The organism is Roseateles sp. P5_E1 (assembly GCF_054049335.1).
The window spans coordinates 1-18,296 of the sequence record NZ_JBFUMN010000037.1; the positions used below are offsets into that span (position 1 = coordinate 1).

Below are 18,296 nucleotides of genomic sequence, written 5' to 3' on the forward strand. Positions count from 1 at the left end.
ATTCACCAATGTCGATGACGCAGCCCATGACCACGCTAACCCGCGGGCAATGTGCACCATTGCTGCTTCGGTCTTCCCCGGCGCCACGTTCCACCGTGCCACGATGCAGCGCACTACGCCAGGTGTTTCTTCCGGACGATTTGCGGGCGAGGCGGGCCGATTACTCCGCTAACCGGTCGACCGCTATGGGCACATTGCTGCCGCGCAGCCGCTGGAATACGAGCGGCCGCAGCCAGCCTCAAGCTGCCCCAATGACGCTTCCACCCCGCAAGAGCTTGACCCACCGCCACGGGCGACGCAAGCACTCCCCCAGCGTATGCGTAGTCGACGTCGCCAGCACCAGCCATGCGCCGCGCCGATACCATGAATAGAAACATCTACCCTCCCGTGGCACGAACGGCTCACGAGCAGCATGCCAGGAAAAATACCAGCAACAACGCCATTGATGATGCGGATAGAGATGTCGTCAGTCGTTAATTATTTGTTTTAAATCAACGACTTGCAAAACAACCTCACTCCCACTCGATCGTCGCGGGCGGCTTGGAGCTGACGTCGTAGGTCACGCGGTTGATGCCGCGCACCTCGTTGATGATGCGGCCGCTGGTGCGCTTGAGCAGCGCATAAGGCAGCTCGGCCCAGTCGGCGGTCATGAAGTCGCTGGTCTGCACGGCGCGCAGGGCCACGACGTAGTCGTAGGTGCGACCGTCACCCATCACGCCCACGCTCTTGACCGGCAGGAACACGGCAAAGGCCTGGCTGGTCAGCGCGTACCAGCTCTTGCCCGTGGCCGGGTCGATGGTGTTGCGCAGCTCCTCGATGAAGATGGCATCGGCGCGGCGCAGCAGGTCGGCGAAATCCTTCCTGATCTCGCCCAGGATGCGCACGCCCAGGCCCGGGCCCGGGAAGGGGTGGCGATAGACCATGTCGGCCGGCAGGCCCAGGGCCACGCCCAACGCCCGCACTTCATCCTTGAACAGCTCGCGCAGCGGCTCCAGCAGCTTCAGCCCCAGCGTCTCGGGCAGGCCGCCGACGTTGTGGTGGCTCTTGATCGTCGTGGCCTTCTTGGTCTTGGTGCCACCACTCTCGACAACGTCGGGGTAGATGGTGCCCTGGGCCAGCCACTTGGCGTTCTTCAGCTTGCCGGCTTCGGCCTGGAAGACCTCGACGAACTCGGCGCCGATGATCTTGCGCTTGCGCTCGGGGTCGGTCACGCCGGCCAGCTTGCCGAGGAAGGCTTCGCTGGCATCGACGCGGATGACCTTGGCGTGCAGCTTGCCGACGAACATGTCCATGACCATGTCGCCCTCGTTCAGGCGCAGCAGGCCGTGGTCGACGAAGACGCAGGTCAGCTGGTCGCCAATGGCGCGGTGGATCAGCGCGGCGGCCACGCTCGAATCGACACCGCCGGACAAGCCGAGGATGACCTTCTCGTCACCGACCTGCTCGCGGATCTTCGCAACGGCCTCGTCGATGTAGCTGCCCATCTGCCAGTCTCCCTTGCAGCCGGCGATGTCGCGCACGAAGCGGCGCAGCAGCGCGTCGCCCTGCACGGTGTGCGTGACCTCGGGGTGGAATTGGACGGCGTAGTAGCGCTTCTCCTCATTGGCCATGCCGGCGATCGGGCAGCTGGGCGTGGACGCCATCAGCTTGAAACCCGGCGGCATCACGGTGACCTTGTCGCCGTGGCTCATCCAGACCTTGAGCATGCCGTGCTTCTCGGGTGTCTCGAAGTCCTGGATGCCTTCCAGCAGCTTGGTGTGGCCGTGCGCCCGCACCTCGGCATAGCCGAACTCGCGGTGATCGGCGGCTTCGACTTCACCGCCGAGCTGGACCGTCATCGTGAACATGCCGTAGCAGATGCCGAGCACCGGCACGCCGGCGTCCCACACGGCCTGCGGCGCGCGCAGCTCGTGGTCTTCGTAGGTGGAGGCGTGGCTGCCGCTGAGGATGATGGCCTTGGGTGCGAACGACTTGATGAAGTCGTCGGACACGTCGTTCGGGTGGATCTCGCAATACACCGCCGCTTCGCGCACGCGGCGGGCGATGAGCTGGGTGACCTGGGAGCCGAAGTCGAGGATGAGGACTTTGTCGTGTTGCATGGTGAACTCAGGCGGTTTGCAAAGCGGTGCGCTGGCCGTGGAAGAAGCGGTAGGCGACGATCAGGCCGATCAGTTGCAGGGCGGCGCAGGTGTAGAAGGGCAGGCCCATCAGCGGGTCGGTGGCCGGGCGGTGTGACACCCAGCCCAGCAAGGTCAGGCCGACGACGGGCGCGATGACGGCCATCAGGCTGTTCAGCGACGACACGGCACCCATGGCCTGGCCTTGCCGGGTCGGCCCAGCCGCATTGGAAATGATGCTCTGCACCGCCGCGGTCGCGACGCCGCCGAGCAGGTTGAAGGCGATGACGGCGTACATCATCCAGCCCTCGGTCGCGAGGCCGAAGCCGAGATAGGCCAGCGATGCAGAGCCCATGCCGATGAGTGCCAACCGCCGCGGGCTGAAGCGCGCCAGCAGCGGCTTGAGCAGCACGCCCTGGCTCAGCACCGACACGATGCCTACCGCGAACAGGGACCAGCTCACCTCGAGCGGCCCCCAGCCGAACTTGAACTTGGTGTAGAGCACCCAAGTCATGTGCAACATGAACTGCGCCAGCGACGCCAGCGCGATGACGACGACCAGCGACCCGACGCCCTTCAGCGCCGCCAGGCCGCGCAGGGACGACACCGGGTTGGCCTTCTTCCAGTTGAAGCCCGTGCGCCTGTCAACGGGTAGGGACTCGGGCAGCACGAAGAAGCCGTAGCACCAGTTCACCACGGCCATGCAGCCGGCGGCGAGGAAGGGCCAGTGCACGTCGTAATGGCCCAGCCAGCCACCGATGACGGGGCCGAGGATGAAGCCGACGCCGAACATCGCGCCCAGCTGGCCGAAGCGGCGCGCTCGGTCTTCGGCCGGCGTGATGTCGGCCACATAGGCGTTGGCGATGGCGATATTGGCCTGCATGGCGCCTGAGAACAGGCGCACGGCAACGAGCATCCACAGCGCGGTGGCCACGGCGGTCACGAAAAAGCTCAGCGCCAGGCCCGCGAAGCCGATCAGCAGCACCGGCCGGCGGCCGAAGCGGTCCGACAGCGAGCCAAGCACGGGTGAGCCGATGAAGTTGGCCACGCCGAAGGCCATGGTCACCATCAGGAAGGCCGAGGTCTGCTCGTCGTTGCTGTGGGTGAAGGTGCCGACGATATGCGGCAGCACCGGCACCATCAGCCCGATGGAGATCATGTCGATCAGCACCGCGGCCATGATGAAACCCATGGCCGGGGTGCGTTGCGTGGAGGAACTCATCGTCTTCCTGAAAAGCGCAACGGGGCGACTCTCGTTCGCCCCGTTGTCTCGGTCGGCAGCAGCAAAGCGTTCGACGGGCCGCCCCTAGAACGATTTGCGCCCCCGCGGGGGGCGGTTTGACCGTCAACGGTCAAACCGGGGGCCACAGTCACTCGCTGCGGTAGTTCGGTGCTTCCTTCGTGATCTGCACGTCGTGGACRTGGCTCTCGCGCATGCCCGCCGTCGTGATCTCGACGAACTCGGCCTTGTCCTGCATGTCAGCGATGGAGCCGCAGCCGCAGTAGTGCATCGACGCCTTCAGGCCACCGGCCATCTGGAAGATGACCTGCACGACCGAGCCCTTGTAGGGTACCTGGCCTTCGATGCCTTCCGGCACGAGCTTGGACGTGTTCGGGTTGTTGGCCGAGGTGTCCTGAAAGTAGCGATCCGCACTGCCCTTGGCCATCGCGSCCAKCGAGCCCATGCCGCGGTAGCTCTTGAAGGTGCGGCCCTGGTAGAGGATGACCTCGCCGGGCGCCTCCTCGGTGCCGGCGAAGGCACCGCCCATCATCACGCAGTCGGCGCCCGCAGCGATGGCCTTGGCCAGGTCGCCGGAGTAGCGCACGCCGCCGTCGGCGATGACGGGCACGCCGGTGCCCTTGAGCGCCGTGACGACGTTGTCGATSGCGGTGATCTGCGGCACGCCGACACCCGCAACGATGCGGGTCGTGCAGATGGAGCCGGGGCCGATACCGACCTTGACGCCGTCGGCGCCGGCTTCCACCAGCGCCAGCGCTGCGGCGCCGGTTGCGATGTTGCCGCCGATGACGTCGACGTTCGGATAGTTGCTCTTGACCCAGCGCACCCGCTCCAGCACGCCGGCACTGTGGCCGTGGGCCGTGTCGACGATGAGGGCATCGACGCCGGCACGCACCAGCAGTTCGACGCGTTGCTCGGTGTCGTCGCCGAAGCCGACTGCCGCGCCGACGCGCAGCTTGCCCTGGGCATCGCGCGCGGCGTTGGGAAAGCTGGTCTGCTTGGTGATGTCCTTGGTGGTCATCAGGCCGCGCAGCTCGAAGGCGTCGTTGACGACAACGACGCGCTCCAGCTTGTGCTTGTGCATCAGCGCCTTGGCCTCGTCGGTGGACGCGCCGTCCTTGACGGTGATGAGCTTCTCGGCCGGCGTCATGATCTCGCTGACGCGGGCGTCCATGCGGGTCTCGAAGCGCAGGTCGCGGCCGGTGACGATGCCGATGACGCGCTTGCCCTCAACGACCGGGAAACCCGAGAAGCCGTGCTGGCGAGTCAGCTCCATCGCCTCGCGGACCGTGGCGTTCGGGCCGATGGTGAGAGGCTCGCGAACGACGCCGCTCTCATAGCGCTTGACCCGGGCGACTTCGCGCGCCTGGGATTCGGCGCTGAGATTCTTGTGCACGATGCCGATGCCCCCCTCCTGCGCGATCGCGATCGCCAGGCGAGCTTCGGTCACGGTGTCCATGGCGGCGGACACCAGCGGCAGGTTCAGGGGAATGTTGCGCGACAGGCGGGTCGCAAGGCTGGTGTCACGGGGCAACACCTGGGAGAACGCTGGCACCAACAGAACATCGTCGAAGGTGAGCGCTTTGCCGAGAAGGCGCATGAGGAAAGCTCCAGACGCAAAGCGGCATTATACGGAGGGTCACGCAGGGGCCGTTGCCTCTGCGTCAACAGGCCCTAAACTGGCCGCATGCCTCGCAAAGCCTTTCGCCAAGCTCTTCTCGTCCTGCTCTGCCTCGCTGCAGCCGGCGCCGCTCAGGCCCAGTGGAAGTGGCGCGATGCCAAGGGCAATGTGCAGTACAGCGACATGCCGCCGCCGCCCGGCACACCGGACAAGGACATCCTGCTTCGCCCCTATGTGGCGAAGCCGACCATCGTCGTCGCGCCGCCCAGCACTCAGGCCAGCGCCGCTTCCGCGCCCAGGCCGCCCGCCAGCGCGCCGACCAAGGCCGAGCAGGAGGCCGCTGCACGCCAGAAGAAGGACCAGGATGGCGAGACCGCCAAGCAGAAGGAAGAGGAACGCCGCGTCGCCGCGCAGCGCCGCGAGAACTGCGCCCGCGCCCAGGCCAATCTGCGCGATTTGCAGAGCGGCACGCGCCTGACCCGCACCAACGAGAAGGGCGAGCGCGTCTTCATGGACGAGGCCCAGATCTCCGCCGAGGTCAGCCGCGCGCGCGACACCATCACCAGCGAGTGCAAGTGACCCGCTGAGCCAACGCGTCCAGCCGTTGCCTCAGCCCGCGTGTTTGGGCCGATGTCGCGACACGATGCGCTCGCCACGCTTGGCATAGCGCAAACGCCGAGCCTCCTTGGGGTCGACGGTCAGTGGGCGGTAGACCTCGATGCGATCACGCTCGCGCAGCGGCGTCGTCAGCGGCCGCGCACGGCCCCAGATGCCGACGTGCAATTGATCCAGAGGCTGGCTCTGGGCGGCCATGAAATCGACGCAAGCGCGCAAGGCGGTGTCGACGGTGGCGCCCTCCTCCACCTCCAGCCAGCGGTGCTGAACATCACCCGCCCGCGGGCTCCACACCAGCTCAACGCGGACCATATTGACTCTCGGCACGCTGCACGAAGCTGTCGACGAAGGTGTTGGCGATGCGGTCGAACACCGGGCTGACGACAGCCTCCAGCGCGCCGCTGCTGAAGGCATAGCTGAGCTCGAAGGCGATCTTGCAGGCCGTGGCTTCGGCATCCGTGCCGGGCTTGTTCAAGGGCTGGAACTGCCACAGCCCGTCCAGATGCGAGAAGGGGCCGTCGACCAGCTCCATGCGCACCCTGCGGCCGTCCTCGTTGTGGTTGCGCGTGGTGAAGGCGTGGCGCACGCCAGCGTACGCCAGGTGCAGGCGGGCCGTGACGGTGTCGGCCTCACGGCCCAGCACCTCGACCTTGTTGCACCAGGGCAGGAACTCGGGATAGCGCTCCACCGCGGTGACCAGCTCGTACATCTCGCGGGGTGTGTACCAGAGCAGAACGGACTTTTTGACCTGCTTCATAGAATCCACAAATTGTATTGAGGGGCTTCGCCCCCATTTGCGACCCCATGTCCATTGCCGAGAACCGCCGCGCCCGTTACGACTACCACATCGAAGAACAGTTCGAGGCGGGCGTCGTTCTCTCCGGCTGGGAGATCAAGGCCATCCGCGCCGGCCAGGTCCAGCTGACCGATGGCTACGTGATGATCAAGAACGGTGAGCTGTTCCTGATCGGCTGCCGCATCAATGCGCTGCGCAGCGCGTCAACCCACGTCACGCCCGAGGCCGACCGCACCAAGAAGCTGTTGATGCACAAGGCCGAGATCAAGCGGCTGGTCGGCAAGATCGAGCAGCGCGGCTTCACCCTCGTGCCGCTGAACCTGCATTACAAGGGCGGCCGCGTGAAGGCCGACATTGCGCTGGCCAAGGGCAAGGCCCAGCATGACAAGCGCGAGACGGAGAAGAAGCGGGACTGGGAGAGAGAAAAGGGCCAATTGATGCGACACGCATCAACAGGCCGTAAGGACTGATGAGTCGCGTAGCGGCTCATTGGACCTTTCGCCAAAAGGGACAGTTGATGCGGCACGCATCAACAGGCCGCAAGGCCTGAGACGCGCAGCGGCTCATTGGACCTTTCGCCAAAAGGGACAGTTGATGCGGCACGCATCAACAGGCCGCAAGGACTGACGAGGCGCCCCAGCGGCTCGTTGGCTCTTTCGCCAAAAGGGCCAATTGATGAGGCACAAGGTCTCAAACAAGAGCTGACAGCGCCTGTTCGATGTCGGCCTTCAGGTCGGCCCCATCTTCCAAGCCAATCGCAAAGCGAACCAACGTACCGCCGCTAAAGGGCAGCGGCAAGTCGCGGCTGCGGCTCATGTCGTAGGGCACGGCCAGGCTCATCGGACCGGCCCAGGAATAGCCAATGCCGAACAGCTGCAGCGCGTCGACGAAGGCATCCACCTGCGCCGCTGAGTAGTCCGGCTTGAAGACGACCGAGAACAGGCAGGCCGCGCCCGCCCCACCAACCGCAAGCCAGTTCTCATGGCCCGGCGAGCCAGGCAGTGCGGGGTGGAAAACCTGCGCCACTTCGGGCCGACCGGCCATCCAGCTCGCGAGCTCGCGTGCCATACGGTCCTGGGCCGCATAGCGCAGCGGCATCGTCGGCAGGCCACGCAGCACAAGCTCCACGTCGTTCTGCCCCAGGCCATAGCCCAGATGCTCGTGGGCGTGGTTGAGCCGGTCGTGCAGCTTGCGGTCGCGCGTGCAGACCGACCCCATCAGCACGTCGGCACCGCCACTGGCATATTTGGTCAGCGCCTGCATGACGATGTCGGCACCAAGGCCCGGGTGGGTCTGGGGTGCCGGCTCGAAGCCGTTGAAGGCCAGGCCGGCGCCCCAGGTGTTGTCCAGCGCCGTGGTGATGCCCCGCGCACGGCAGGCGGCCAGCGTGCCCAGCAGGTCGGGGAACTCCAGCGTGATGGAGCCCGCGGCCTCCAGCCAGACCAGCCTCGTGTTGTCGTGCAGCACCGGCACCGTCAGCGGGTCGTAGAAGCGATGCCTGACACCCCACTGCGGCAGCCAGGACTCGGTCAGGTAGCGGTTCTGGCCATAGACGTTGTCCGGCACCAGCACCTCGTCGCCCGGGCGCAGCACGGCCAGGGACGGCAGCGTCACGGCCGCCAGCCCGCTGGGCACGAGCAGGCAATGCTCGGCATGCTCGAGCGTGGCAATGCGCGCGGCCAGCGTGTAGCTCGTCGGCGTGCCATGCAGGCCGTAGCGATAGGTCAGGCCATCGCGCGGCCGCGGCTTGTGCAGGTCGGCCGTGTTCTTGAAGAGCACGGTCGAGGCCTTGGCCACGGGCACGGGCACCGCATCCCAGCCTTCGGGGGCGCGGTAAGGGTGGTGGATCAGCTCGGTGCTTGCTGCTCTCTTGCTCATCAGACCAGGCTTGCCACGAGGTCGTGCCCATCCGCCGCGACGACGCGGGCGCGCACGAAGTCGCCCACCTTCATCGTCTTGCTGGCCTTCTCGGGCGGCAGGATCTTCACGGTGCCGTCGATCTCGGGCGCGTCGGCGTAGGAGCGCCCCACCCCGCCCTTGCGGCCCAGGGCCGGCGCGGAGTCGACGAGCACCTGCAGCGTCTGGCCGACACGGCTTTGCAGCTTGGCGGCCGAGACCTGTTCGGCCACGGCCATGAAGCGCGCACGGCGCTCCTCACGCACCTCTTTGGGCAGCGCACCGGGGATCTCGTTGGCGCTGGCGCCCTCGACCGGCGAATAGGCAAAGCAGCCCGCGCGGTCGATCCTGGCTTCCTGCATGAAGTCCAGCAGATGCTGGAACTCGGCCTCGGTCTCGCCGGGGAAGCCGGCGATGAAGGTCGAGCGGATGACCAGCTCGGGGCAGGCCTCGCGCCAGCGCAGGATGCGCTCCATGTTCTTCTCGCCGTTGGCCGGGCGCTTCATGCGCTTGAGCACGTCGGGGTGGGAATGCTGGAAGGGCACGTCAAGATAAGGCAGCACCAGGCCTTCGGCCATCATCGGCAGCACCTCATCCACGTGCGGATACGGGTAGACGTAATGCAGGCGCACCCAGGCGCCATAGGGCTTGGCGATCTCGCCGAGCTGGGCGACGAGATCCAGCATGCGGGTCTTGACCGGCTTGCCGTCCCAGAAGCCCATGCGGTACTTCACGTCCACGCCATAGGCCGACGTGTCCTGGCTGATGACGAGCAGTTCCTTGACGCCGCTCTCGAACAGCGCGCGGGCCTCGTTCAGCACGTCGCCGATGGGGCGCGACACCAGGTCGCCGCGCATGCTGGGGATGATGCAGAAGGAACAGCGGTGGTTGCAGCCTTCGCTGATCTTCAAGTAGGCGTAGTGCTTGGGCGTCAGCTTGACGCCGTAGCTGGGCACCAGGTCGACGAAGGGGTCGTGGGGCTTGGGCACATGGGTGTGCACCGCGTCCATGACCTCCTGGGTCGCATGCGGGCCGGTGACGGCCAGCACGCTGGGGTGGATCTCGCGCACCAGGCTGCCGGCATCCGTGCTGGCCGCGCCGGCCTTGGCGCCCAGGCAGCCGGTGACGATGACCTTGCCGTTCTTGGCCAGGGCCTCGCCGATGGTGTCCAGGCTTTCCTTGACGGCGTCGTCGATGAAGCCGCAGGTGTTGACGATCACAAGGTCGGCGCCGGCAAAGGTCTTGGAGGTTTCGTAGCCCTCGGCGCGCAGCTGGGTGAGGATGAGCTCGGAATCGGTCAAAGCCTTCGGGCAGCCGAGGCTGACGAAGCCAATCTTCGGAATGGCGGCGGGGGTGATCTGTTCATTCATCGCCCTATTTTCGGCGATGTGACGAACCGGCGGCTTTCCAGCGGCCATGCAGCTGTCCGAAACGACCGAACTTCACTGGAAAGGCAGGCCGCTATTCGACAGTTTCCACCGTGACGGAGGCTGCAAATGGGGGATTGATGGACTGCGCCTCGCGAACGACATAGCTGCCGACCCGCACCCCCTCAGGATCGACCACTTCGAAATAGGAGATGCGGGTCTCCACGCCATCACGCTGGACCGATTCGGCACCCGTCGCCCTCAGCTGGTGACCCTGCGGAACGTAGATGCGCCGCTGGTGCTCTTTGTCAGTCATGCTCGCTCCTCGACATAGGAACAGCACAGTTGCGGGCGGCACCCGCCTGGTCAAGGCACGCTTACCTGCCCTCACGCGCGTTACGTGGCCGAGCGAGCCGCCACTGCGGCCGACAGCCTATTTCTTGGGCGTGAACGGGAACATCACTCCCGCCTGCTTGAGCTGCTCCTGCCACTGGTTCATCAGCGTCTTGGACTGCTCGGCATAGCCGCCCATCAGGCCGGTCCAGGCCTCGGGGGTGAAGGGCATGCCGCCGGGCGTCTGCTCCGTAAAGCGCGACTGCAGGTCGGTGAAGGCCTGCATCTGCCGCTCCAGCAGGCCGCCCATGACGCCCTGCATGGCATGGCCGTAGAAGCGAATGATCTGGGCCAGCGAGCTGGTCGAGAACATCGGCACGCCGCCAGTCTCCTCCTCCAGGATGATCTGCAGCAGGATGGAACGCGTCAGGTCTTCCTGGGTCTTGGCGTCATGCACCTCGAACTCGACACCTTCCAGCACCATGCGCTTGACGTCGGCCAGCGTGATGTAGCTGCTGGTCTGCGTGTCGTAGAGGCGCCGGTTGGGGTATTTCTTGAGGATGCGCAGCCCGGGCTTGGTGTCGCCGGACTGGGCTTGCTCGGATGCCGCTTTCTTGCGGGCAGTCGCCATGCGTGGGTCTCCTGTGCAGTGCAGCAAATTCTAGGCAGAGCCTGACCGCCGTTCCGAACGGGTTTACCTGGGGCTGGTGAACCGAGCTGTCCGCCAAGGAAACTCACCAAACGCCGCAATTGGGCGCAGGCGTGCCAGCGCGTGGGCAAAGAAAAGCCCCCCGAACCTTTCGATTCGGGGGCTTCCAATCTTCAAAATTTGATAGGCGCGATTGGGATTCGAACCAACCCACCGTGGCAAGGTGAGGAAATGGGGCTACGGGACATGCTAGGACATTGATTTCACAGGAGAAATTTCCCTTATACGTCCCGACCCGCTTCCTAAACCACACCCCATTTTTCGCACGTTTCTGGGCTGGGGAAGCAGGATGGCCATGCGAATCACCTATCCAGCGCTGGCGCCCAGCGAGCGTCAACTGTGCAGCGGCACCACTGAGCCGCAGGCAATCGCTTCCTGCAGGCTGCCTTCAGTGGGCTGGGCGCCTGCGCCAGCCGCGGTCGGCGCCCCGACGCCGAACTAGCCGTTGCGTCCACGAGCCTTGGCTTGGTAGAGCGCCTCGTCGGCGAGCTCCACCGATCGCTCCCAGGAGCCGCCGTGCTGCGCGCCGGGGACGAGAGGATATGGGGCGAAGCCGATACTGCATGAGATCTTCAGAGGTTGCCCGTCCGGCAGCCCGACCGGGCTCCCGTCAATGGCTTTGCGCAGCCTTTCGGCCAGCTGCGCCGCATGCCCGCGGGGCGTTCCCCGCGTCATGAGCAGGAACTCTTCGCCGCCCCAGCGGATGAGCTCGTCCTCCCCTCGCAACACACCCTTTAGGCGCTCCGCCGCCTGCCGCAGCACGGCGTCCCCGGCAGGGTGGCCGAAGCTGTCGTTGACACGCTTGAAGTGGTCGAGGTCAATCAGGTAGAAGAGCAGGTCCACCGGCTCGGCCGCGACCGTCCCGCGGCCCGCATGGGAGCGATCCGCGGCAGCCACGTGCGAATCCACCTGGGCCATGAAGTGCCGGCGGTTGCGCAGGCCCGTCAGCGGATCGGTGACCGCCATGTCCTGGAGCTGGCGGTTCACGGCTGCCAGGGTTCTCGCATGCCGGCGTGTCGCCCTCACCACCAACAGTGCCGCAGCGCTGCAGGCGAGCGCGGCCAGGATCACGGCCGCAACGACGGTCCGCTGCGTCTGGCGCTCGCTGGCCTGGCGCTGGGTGCGCTCACGCTCGGCTTCCACCAGGGCCTGGTCCAGCGTCAGCCCGGCCCTGTGCGATTCGTCCAGCCTCTTGCGCAGGCCCTGCAGGTGCTCCACAAGCGCACCATAGGCCTCGTCGTGGCGGCGCGCGAAGGCGTACTCCTCGGCCACCTCGTCCAGCATTTCCCAACGGTCGCTGCCCTGGGCTTCGGCCTCCAAGATGGYCAGGCCCTCAGCGTGCCTGCTCAGACGGTTGAGTGCCTTGCCCCGGTTGAACCTGGCGACGCGCGTCGTGTCAGCGTCGCCCCGGGCCGCGACGATCGCGGCGTCGGCCATCTCCAGCGCCGCCGCCGGCAGCCCGGCCTTCAGCAAGGCGTCCGACTGGTTGCACAGGAAGTTCACCAGCATGTAGGGCGTGCGCCCCAACTTGCGGGCGATCTCCTGCGCCCGTGGTCCCAGCGGGCGGAGCTTATGCCACTCGCCGGTTGCCCGGTACATATCGTTCAGCAGCACCAGCGTCCTGAGCTGCTCCACGCCGTCGTCCACTGCCTCCTGCTCCTGCAGCACGGCCAGCAGCTCCCGCTCCGCTTCGTCCAGCTTGCCGGCCGAGCGGAGCCGGTCCGCCCATTCGTCACGGGCCCACCAAGTGACCTTGTCGGCTGGATGCCGGATGGCCAGCTGCCTGGCCTCCTGCGTGTAGCGGCCGAGAGCGTGGAACTGCTTCCAGTCCTCCTGCAGCACCAGCAGCACCCGGAGCTCGTCATGCCAGTCGCCGCGGGCCCGCGCCTCGGCGAGCAGGCGCATGCCTTCCAGCACGGCCTTGTCCAGCTCCTGCCGGGCCTTGAGCTGGCCGATGCGCAGCAGGTGATGGCGGAACTCGAGCACCGGGTCGCGGTGTTGCCGCAGAAGGCCGGCCGCTCGATCGAGCAGTTCGCTGGCGCGCCCCCCATCCGAATGCCGCAACTGCCTACCCTGCTCCAGCAGGGCCGCCACCTCCAGCAGAGGATCGCCGCTGGCGTTGGCCTGCGAACGGCTGCGCTCCAGGAAGGCAAGGAACTCGGTGCGCGGTGCGAATGTCTGGACGTCCTGTACTTGCTGGTCGAAGGCACTCACGCTCGGGGTGAGCGCGAAAGCCAGTCCTTGCCAAGCAAACGCCGCCATCCACAGCGCTCGCACTCGCAGCCGCGCCGGACCCGCGCGCCGCCGAGGCCCGCCTGTTCCGGAGTACCCATTCCAAAGAACTGCCACGCCGACCCCACTACAGCGGCAACCGCTGCATGACCAATTTTCGGACCGGCATGCCAACGCGTGTCAGCCATCCTCCCGCCACGGGCTGGCGCGCACAAGAATCCATCACGAACTGCCGGAAAACTGCAGACGTCGACCGCGGCGTGCCTGTATCGACAGGTACAGCGGCGCCAAGGGTCGCAAGGATCGGCCTCAGCTCGACGCCATGCTGAAGGGCGTGGCCCGGAAGGAATTTGACGTGGTCGCGGCTCAGCACTGCTGCGTCACAGCTTGCCTCAAGCACCACGACACTGGTAAATCGTTGACTTCAAAAGCAAAAATGCCTCAGATCCGTGAAGATCTGAGGCATTTTTAACCTACCGTCGGACTGACCCCACTGGGTCAGTCTTCATATTTGGTAGGCGCGATTGGATTCGAACCAACGACCCCCACCATGTCAAGGTGGTGCTCTAACCAACTGAGCTACGCGCCTGAAGAGCTGCGCACTATAGCAGGTTTTTTAGGCCCTCGTCCAGGCTCACTTGCGGCGTGCCGAGCGCACACCAGAGATGGCGCAGAGGTCGCGCAGCACCTTGGCCAACCTGGATGCATCAGACAGTTCCAGCGTGAAGCTCATCCAGGCCGTGTCGCCGCCGCCCGCGCGGGGTTTGACGGCGCCGGGCTTCATCGACTGCGTGTTCACCGCGACGACATTCATCTTCTCCTTGGCGAAGATCTCCAGCACGTCGCGCAGCAGGCCCTGGCGGTCACCGGCCTCGACGAGCACGTCCACGGGATAGACGGGCGCACCCTTGCCCACCGTTTCACCACCGCCCCACTCCACCGCGATGACGCGCTCGGGCGAGCGACGCTTCATCTCGGCGAGGTTGCTGCAATCGCTGCGGTGGATGGCCACGCCCTTGCCGCGCGTGACGAAGCCGGAAATGGCGTCGGGCGGCGCGGGCCGGCAGCAGCGCGACAGCGTCGTCAGCAGCGAGTCGATGCCCACCACGAGCACGCCGCCACGGTTGCTGCTGGCGCTGCGCGTGTGCCGCTGTGCGAGCAGTTCGTTCTCATCCACCGCCGGCTCGGGCGGTCGCAGCAGCAGCTCGATGTTGCGCAGCGAGTATTCGTCCTTGCCAACGACCTCGAACAGCGCATCCGCACCCTTGAAGCCCAGGCGCGCAGCCAGCTCGTCGAGCTTGAGCGCCGTCTTGCCCTCGCGCTGCAGCAGCTTCTCGACCAGGTCGCGGCCCTTGGCAATCGTCTGCGCCTGCTGCAGCGCGTTGAACCACGCACGCACCTTGGCGCGCGAGCGTGGGCTCTGCAGATAGCCGAGCTCTGGGTTGAGCCAGTCCAGCGACGGGCCGCCTTCCTTGGTCGCGATGATCTCGACAGTCTGGCCGCTTTGCAGCGGCGTGTTCAACGGCAGCATCTGGCCGTCGATGCGCGCGCCGCGGCAGCGGTGGCCGAGGTCGGTGTGCACCGCATAGGCGAAGTCCACCGGCGTCGCGCCGGCCGCCAGCTCGACGATGGTGGCCTGCGGCGTGAAGACATAGATGCGGTCGTCGAACACCGGGCCGCCCTCGGCGCCCTGCACGGTGTCGCGCTCCCAGGCCAGCAGCTGGTTGAGCACGGCCTTGCGGGCTCGAGCCACCTGCTCCTCGAACTCGCCAGCCGCGCTGACACCGGCATAGCCGCGCGCACCGGCCTCCTTGTAGGCCCAGTGGGCGGCAACGCCGTGTTCGGCGTGCTCATGCATCTCGCGCGTGCGGATCTGCACCTCCATCGCCCGGCCGTCGGGCCCGAGCACGACGGTGTGCAGGGACTGGTAGCCGTTGGGCTTGGGTTTGGCGATGTAGTCATCGAACTCGCCGGGCACCGGCGTATAGACCTCGTGCAGCCGGGCCAGCGCGGCATAGCAATCGGCCACGCTGGCGACGACGACGCGCAGCGCACGCAGGTCGAAGACGCGGTCCAGCGACAGGTCCTTGCCCTGCATCTTCTTGTGGATGCTGTAGAGGTGCTTGGGGCGGCCCTGCACCTCGGCGGCAATGCCCTGACCATAGAGGTCGGCCTGCAGAGCCGCGCGCGCGGCCTCAACACGCTGCTCGCGTTCGACGCGGGTCTCATGCAGGGCGCCGGCCAGGGCTTTGTAGGCCTGAGGCTGCAGGAAGCGGAAKGCSAGGTCCTCCAGCTCCCACTTSAKCTGCCAGATGCCCAGGCGATTGGCCAGCGGCGCGAACACCGCCTGGGACTCGGCCGCCAGGTCCTGCGGGCAAGGCTGCTTGCTGGCGGCGTACCAACGCAGCGTCTGCAGCCGTGAGGCCAGGCGCAACAGCACGACGCGCAGGTCGCGCGAGAAGGCCAGCAGCATCTTGCGCACGCGCTCGGTCTGCTCGGCGCGCAGGTCGTGCTTCCTGTCGGCCGGCAACCTGGCGTCGCGCGTGGTGCGCTGCAGCTGCACGAGGCGGCGCGTGTGCATGACGAGGCTGGCATAGCTGTCGCCGAAGGCCTTGGCGACGACCTCCTCCGGCTTGCTGAGGAAGTCAGCCGCATAGACCAGATAGGCCGCGGCCTGCAGCTCCTGTGCGCTGCCCACGGCGCGCAGGATGGCCGCCACGCCGTCGGCGTGCGACAGCGCGTTCTCGCCGGTGTCCAGCAACTCGCCGGCCAGCAGCGGCTCGGCAACAGCGCGGGCGCGAACGACCTCGGCATTGGAATGTTCGGCGCCCGCATCCAGCAGCGCGACGATGGGCGCCGTCGCGGCGCCCTCGGGCATCAAGCCGGTCTTCATGAACTGAGGAAATCCCTCACGACGGCAATCTGGTTGGCATGAATCAACGTGGGCGCATGGCCGATGCCGGGCAACTCGACCAGGCGAGCGCTCGGGCCGCGTTGCGTCATGGCGCGCGCCGTCTCGGCACTGAGCAGGTCGGACTCCGCGCCGCGGATCAAGAGCGTCGGGCAGCTCAGCTGGTCATAGGCCGCCCAGAGTGCAGCCTCGCCCGCGGCCACCAGCTCGGGCGTCACGGCCGTGAAGGACAGCGCGATGGCCGGGTCGTAATGCGATTTCCACTCGCCACCCTCCTGGCGGAACAGTGGCTCGGACAGGGCCAGCCATTCCTCGTCGGTGTGCGGGCCGAAGCCCTCGGAGATGCTGCGCAGATAGGCCGCGCCCTCTTCCAGCGATTTGAAACGCATCGCCTTGCCGAGATAGCTGCCGATGCGCTGCAGGGCCTCGATGCGGATGGCCGGGCCGACGTCATTGAGCACCAGGCGGCGGATCGGGCTCGCCAACCCGTCGGGCCGCGGTAGCGAAGCCAGGCCCAGGCCGATCAAGCCACCCATGGAGGTACCGACCCAGTCGACCTGCTCGACATCCAGCCGCGCCAGCAGCGCCACCATGTCGGAGACATAACCCGGAATCTGATAGCCAGCGGGCTGGCGCAACCAGTCGGAGCGGCCGCGGCCGACGACATCGGGGCAGATGACGCGATAGCGGTCGCTCACGGCGCGAGCCAGGGCGTCGAAGTCCCGCCCCTGCCGTGACAGGCCATGCACGCAGACCAGTACCGGTGCGTCGGCGCTCGGGCCGGCCCACTCCCAATAAGCCATCCGGTGCAGGCCGGTGCTGTCCAGGCAATTGACGAAGCGCAGTTGGGGCTGGGTCATGATGCAATCCTTTGAGTCATCCTAGCAACCAAGAAGGAACCTCCATGTTGAAAGGCAAGACCGCCCTCGTCACGGGCTCCACCAGCGGCATCGGCCTGGGCGTGGCCCTCGCGCTCGCGCGCCAGGGCGCCCACCTGATCCTGAACGGCTTCGGCGACGTGGAAGGCCCCAGGGCCGAGGTGGCTGCGCTGGGCGTCAAGGTGGGCTATCACGGCGCCGACATGAGCAAGCCGGCCGACATCGCGGCCATGGTGGCCTATGCCGACGCAGAGTTCGGCGGCATCGACATCCTCGTCAACAACGCCGGCATCCAGCATGTCGCGCCGGTGCAGGACTTCCCCGTAGAGAAGTGGGACGCCATCATCGCCATCAACCTCACCTCCGCCTTCCACACGACCCGCCTGGCGCTGCCCGGCATGCTGAAGAAGAACTGGGGCCGCATCATCAATGTGGCCTCGGCCCACGGCCTGGTGGCGTCGGCGCAGAAGTCGGCCTATGTGGCCGCCAAGCATGGCCTGGTCGGCTTCACCAAGAGCATCGCGCTGGAGACGGCGACATCGCCGGTAACCGTCAACGCCATCTGCCCCGGCTGGGTGCTGACGCCGCTGGTGCAGAAGCAGGTCGACGCGCTGGCCGCAAAGGACGGCGTGAGCAACGACGAGGCCAAGCGCCGCCTGCTGGCCGAGAAGCAGCCGTCGCTGCAGTTCACGACGCCAGACGAACTCGGCGCCCTGACCGTCTTCCTGTGCTCGGACGCCGCCATCAATGTGCGCGGCCAGGCCTGGGCGATGGACGGCGGCTGGACCGCAGTTTGATCATTTCGTCAGTTGCACTGAACCGCTGACATTCACCGTCACGGTCGCCTTGCCGGCTTCGGTCGGCAGCGCCATGTCGGCGGCTTCGGCCTTCATGCGCATCACGCCCATCATCGGGCGCGGTCCGGCTTCGTCACTGTTGATGCTGACCTCACCGACGACGTAGCTACCGTAGCCGAACTGCCTGGCGTAGTCCGCCGCCCTGGCCCGGTAGCGCGCAATCGCCTGGGCCGTGATGTCGGCCTCCGCCTTCTCGCGAGCCTCGCGCGACAGGCTGTAGCCGACGCGGGCGATGCTCAGCGTGTTGATGCGCCCCGTCAGCTGAGCGATGGCCGACGCATCCCGCCCCTCGACCAGCAGCTCGGCGCTGCCCTGCCAGCCGCTGAGCTTGCCGGTCTTGGGGTCGTGGCGCGGATAGAGCGAAAAACTGCCCGTCTGCACATCGACCTGACCTGGCTTGGCCACCTTGCGCGCTTCGGCCAGGGCGGCGTCCAGGGCCTGCTTCAACGCCGCTTGCACGCCCGCGGCGTCGGCACCTTCGCGCGTCGTCGAGAAGGCAATGCCCAGCACATCACGCGTCACCTCGGCGCTGGCGCTGGCCGACAGGCTCAGCCGCTCGCGCGGCGGCCCTTCCGTGGCTGCATGGGCAGACAGGGTCAATGCAAGGCTTGTGAGGACGAGGACTGCGCGCATGGGGAAATCTCTTTGCAAGGAGGGAAAGCCCAGCTTAGCCGGGGTAGTTGGCAACGAGCTGTAACCTGTGCGTGATGTCCTACAAAGCAGG

16 protein-coding genes and 1 tRNA gene are annotated in these 18,296 nt (G+C 66.5%); 3 read left to right on the forward strand and 14 right to left on the reverse strand.

Annotated elements, in window-relative coordinates; genetic code table 11:
• Positions 1-512: 512 nt before the first annotated feature.
• From guaA to guaB, 3 genes are all read right to left on the reverse strand, one after another.
• A complete protein-coding gene (gene guaA / locus ACXJKJ_RS21855) occupies positions 513-2,099 on the reverse strand; it encodes a glutamine-hydrolyzing GMP synthase (RefSeq protein WP_457392361.1) in 1,587 nt (528 codons plus the stop codon).
• A gap of 7 nt (positions 2,100-2,106) precedes the next feature.
• Positions 2,107-3,339: a TCR/Tet family MFS transporter gene (locus ACXJKJ_RS21860; protein ID WP_056197908.1), complete on the reverse strand. Its 1,233-nt coding sequence runs from the start codon at positions 3,337-3,339 to the stop codon at positions 2,107-2,109.
• 148 nt (positions 3,340-3,487) lie between these two features.
• Entirely contained in the window at positions 3,488-4,957 is a 1,470-nt protein-coding gene (gene guaB / locus ACXJKJ_RS21865; RefSeq protein WP_457392364.1) for an IMP dehydrogenase, read from the reverse strand.
• Positions 4,958-5,044: 87 nt separating this feature from the next.
• Here guaB and ACXJKJ_RS21870 point away from each other — a divergent pair, with 87 nt between their 5' ends.
• Positions 5,045-5,557, forward strand: a complete 513-nt coding sequence (locus tag ACXJKJ_RS21870) for a DUF4124 domain-containing protein (RefSeq protein ID WP_056197912.1) — start codon at positions 5,045-5,047, stop codon at positions 5,555-5,557.
• A 30-nt stretch (positions 5,558-5,587) separates the two neighbouring features.
• Here ACXJKJ_RS21870 and ACXJKJ_RS21875 read toward each other — a convergent pair whose 3' ends face one another.
• Both ACXJKJ_RS21875 and ACXJKJ_RS21880 read right to left on the reverse strand, forming a co-directional pair.
• Entirely contained in the window at positions 5,588-5,905 is a 318-nt protein-coding gene (locus ACXJKJ_RS21875) for an RnfH family protein (RefSeq protein ID WP_457392366.1), read from the reverse strand.
• A complete protein-coding gene (locus ACXJKJ_RS21880) occupies positions 5,892-6,350 on the reverse strand; it encodes a type II toxin-antitoxin system RatA family toxin (protein WP_056197916.1) in 459 nt (152 codons plus the stop codon). Before ACXJKJ_RS21880 ends, ACXJKJ_RS21875 begins: the two co-directional genes overlap by 14 nt.
• Before the next feature lie 47 nt (positions 6,351-6,397).
• On the opposite strand from ACXJKJ_RS21880, the gene smpB reads away from it, so the two are divergent.
• Positions 6,398-6,859, forward strand: a complete 462-nt coding sequence (smpB, locus tag ACXJKJ_RS21885; RefSeq protein ID WP_457326381.1) for an SsrA-binding protein SmpB — start codon at positions 6,398-6,400, stop codon at positions 6,857-6,859.
• 220 nt (positions 6,860-7,079) lie between these two features.
• On the opposite strand, the gene ACXJKJ_RS21890 is transcribed toward smpB, so the two are convergent.
• The 8 genes from ACXJKJ_RS21890 to ACXJKJ_RS21925 form a co-directional block, all read right to left on the reverse strand.
• Positions 7,080-8,267, reverse strand: a complete 1,188-nt coding sequence (locus tag ACXJKJ_RS21890; protein ID WP_457392369.1) for a PLP-dependent transferase — start codon at positions 8,265-8,267, stop codon at positions 7,080-7,082.
• Positions 8,267-9,655 (reverse strand): 30S ribosomal protein S12 methylthiotransferase RimO, encoded by a 1,389-nt coding sequence (gene rimO / locus ACXJKJ_RS21895; RefSeq protein ID WP_457392372.1) that lies wholly within the window; start codon positions 9,653-9,655, stop codon positions 8,267-8,269. The genes ACXJKJ_RS21890 and rimO overlap by 1 nt, the downstream gene beginning before the upstream one ends.
• 91 nt (positions 9,656-9,746) lie before the next feature.
• A complete protein-coding gene (locus ACXJKJ_RS21900) occupies positions 9,747-9,968 on the reverse strand; it encodes a hypothetical protein (RefSeq protein ID WP_457392375.1) in 222 nt (73 codons plus the stop codon).
• Between the two features lie 117 nt (positions 9,969-10,085).
• Complete coding sequence (gene phaR, locus ACXJKJ_RS21905; RefSeq protein ID WP_082532689.1) at positions 10,086-10,616, reverse strand: polyhydroxyalkanoate synthesis repressor PhaR; 531 nt, start codon at positions 10,614-10,616, stop codon at positions 10,086-10,088.
• Between the two features lie 516 nt (positions 10,617-11,132).
• A complete protein-coding gene (locus tag ACXJKJ_RS21910; protein ID WP_457392378.1) occupies positions 11,133-12,908 on the reverse strand; it encodes a diguanylate cyclase in 1,776 nt (591 codons plus the stop codon).
• A 530-nt stretch (positions 12,909-13,438) separates the two neighbouring features.
• Positions 13,439-13,515 (reverse strand) — tRNA-Val (locus tag ACXJKJ_RS21915).
• 45 nt (positions 13,516-13,560) lie between these two features.
• Positions 13,561-15,819, reverse strand: a complete 2,259-nt coding sequence (locus ACXJKJ_RS21920) for a RelA/SpoT family protein (protein WP_457392381.1) — start codon at positions 15,817-15,819, stop codon at positions 13,561-13,563.
• On the reverse strand, positions 15,816-16,697 hold the full coding sequence (locus tag ACXJKJ_RS21925) for an alpha/beta fold hydrolase (RefSeq protein WP_056197928.1): 882 nt from the start codon (positions 16,695-16,697) through the stop codon (positions 15,816-15,818). The genes ACXJKJ_RS21920 and ACXJKJ_RS21925 overlap by 4 nt, the downstream gene beginning before the upstream one ends.
• A 44-nt stretch (positions 16,698-16,741) precedes the next feature.
• On the opposite strand from ACXJKJ_RS21925, the gene ACXJKJ_RS21930 reads away from it, so the two are divergent.
• Complete coding sequence (locus ACXJKJ_RS21930; RefSeq protein WP_457392384.1) at positions 16,742-17,512, forward strand: 3-hydroxybutyrate dehydrogenase; 771 nt, start codon at positions 16,742-16,744, stop codon at positions 17,510-17,512.
• Here ACXJKJ_RS21930 and ACXJKJ_RS21935 read toward each other — a convergent pair whose 3' ends face one another.
• Positions 17,513-18,205 (reverse strand): SIMPL domain-containing protein, encoded by a 693-nt coding sequence (locus tag ACXJKJ_RS21935; protein WP_457392386.1) that lies wholly within the window; start codon positions 18,203-18,205, stop codon positions 17,513-17,515. It lies immediately after the preceding gene.
• Between the last annotated feature and the right edge of the window lie 91 nt (positions 18,206-18,296).

Coding starts and splice junctions, on each gene's coding strand:
- guaA (WP_457392361.1), bottom strand. CDS start 2,099: ATGCAACACGACAAAGTCCTCATCCTCGACTTCGGCTCCCAGGTCACC.
- ACXJKJ_RS21860 (WP_056197908.1), bottom strand. CDS start 3,339: ATGAGTTCCTCCACGCAACGCACCCCGGCCATGGGTTTCATCATGGCC.
- ACXJKJ_RS21870 (WP_056197912.1), top strand. CDS start 5,045: ATGCCTCGCAAAGCCTTTCGCCAAGCTCTTCTCGTCCTGCTCTGCCTC.
- ACXJKJ_RS21875 (WP_457392366.1), bottom strand. CDS start 5,905: ATGGTCCGCGTTGAGCTGGTGTGGAGCCCGCGGGCGGGTGATGTTCAG.
- ACXJKJ_RS21880 (WP_056197916.1), bottom strand. CDS start 6,350: ATGAAGCAGGTCAAAAAGTCCGTTCTGCTCTGGTACACACCCCGCGAG.
- smpB (WP_457326381.1), top strand. CDS start 6,398: ATGTCCATTGCCGAGAACCGCCGCGCCCGTTACGACTACCACATCGAA.
- ACXJKJ_RS21890 (WP_457392369.1), bottom strand. CDS start 8,267: ATGAGCAAGAGAGCAGCAAGCACCGAGCTGATCCACCACCCTTACCGC.
- rimO (WP_457392372.1), bottom strand. CDS start 9,655: ATGAATGAACAGATCACCCCCGCCGCCATTCCGAAGATTGGCTTCGTC.
- ACXJKJ_RS21900 (WP_457392375.1), bottom strand. CDS start 9,968: ATGACTGACAAAGAGCACCAGCGGCGCATCTACGTTCCGCAGGGTCAC.
- phaR (WP_082532689.1), bottom strand. CDS start 10,616: ATGGCGACTGCCCGCAAGAAAGCGGCATCCGAGCAAGCCCAGTCCGGC.
- ACXJKJ_RS21925 (WP_056197928.1), bottom strand. CDS start 16,697: ATGACCCAGCCCCAACTGCGCTTCGTCAATTGCCTGGACAGCACCGGC.
- ACXJKJ_RS21930 (WP_457392384.1), top strand. CDS start 16,742: ATGTTGAAAGGCAAGACCGCCCTCGTCACGGGCTCCACCAGCGGCATC.
- ACXJKJ_RS21935 (WP_457392386.1), bottom strand. CDS start 18,205: ATGCGCGCAGTCCTCGTCCTCACAAGCCTTGCATTGACCCTGTCTGCC.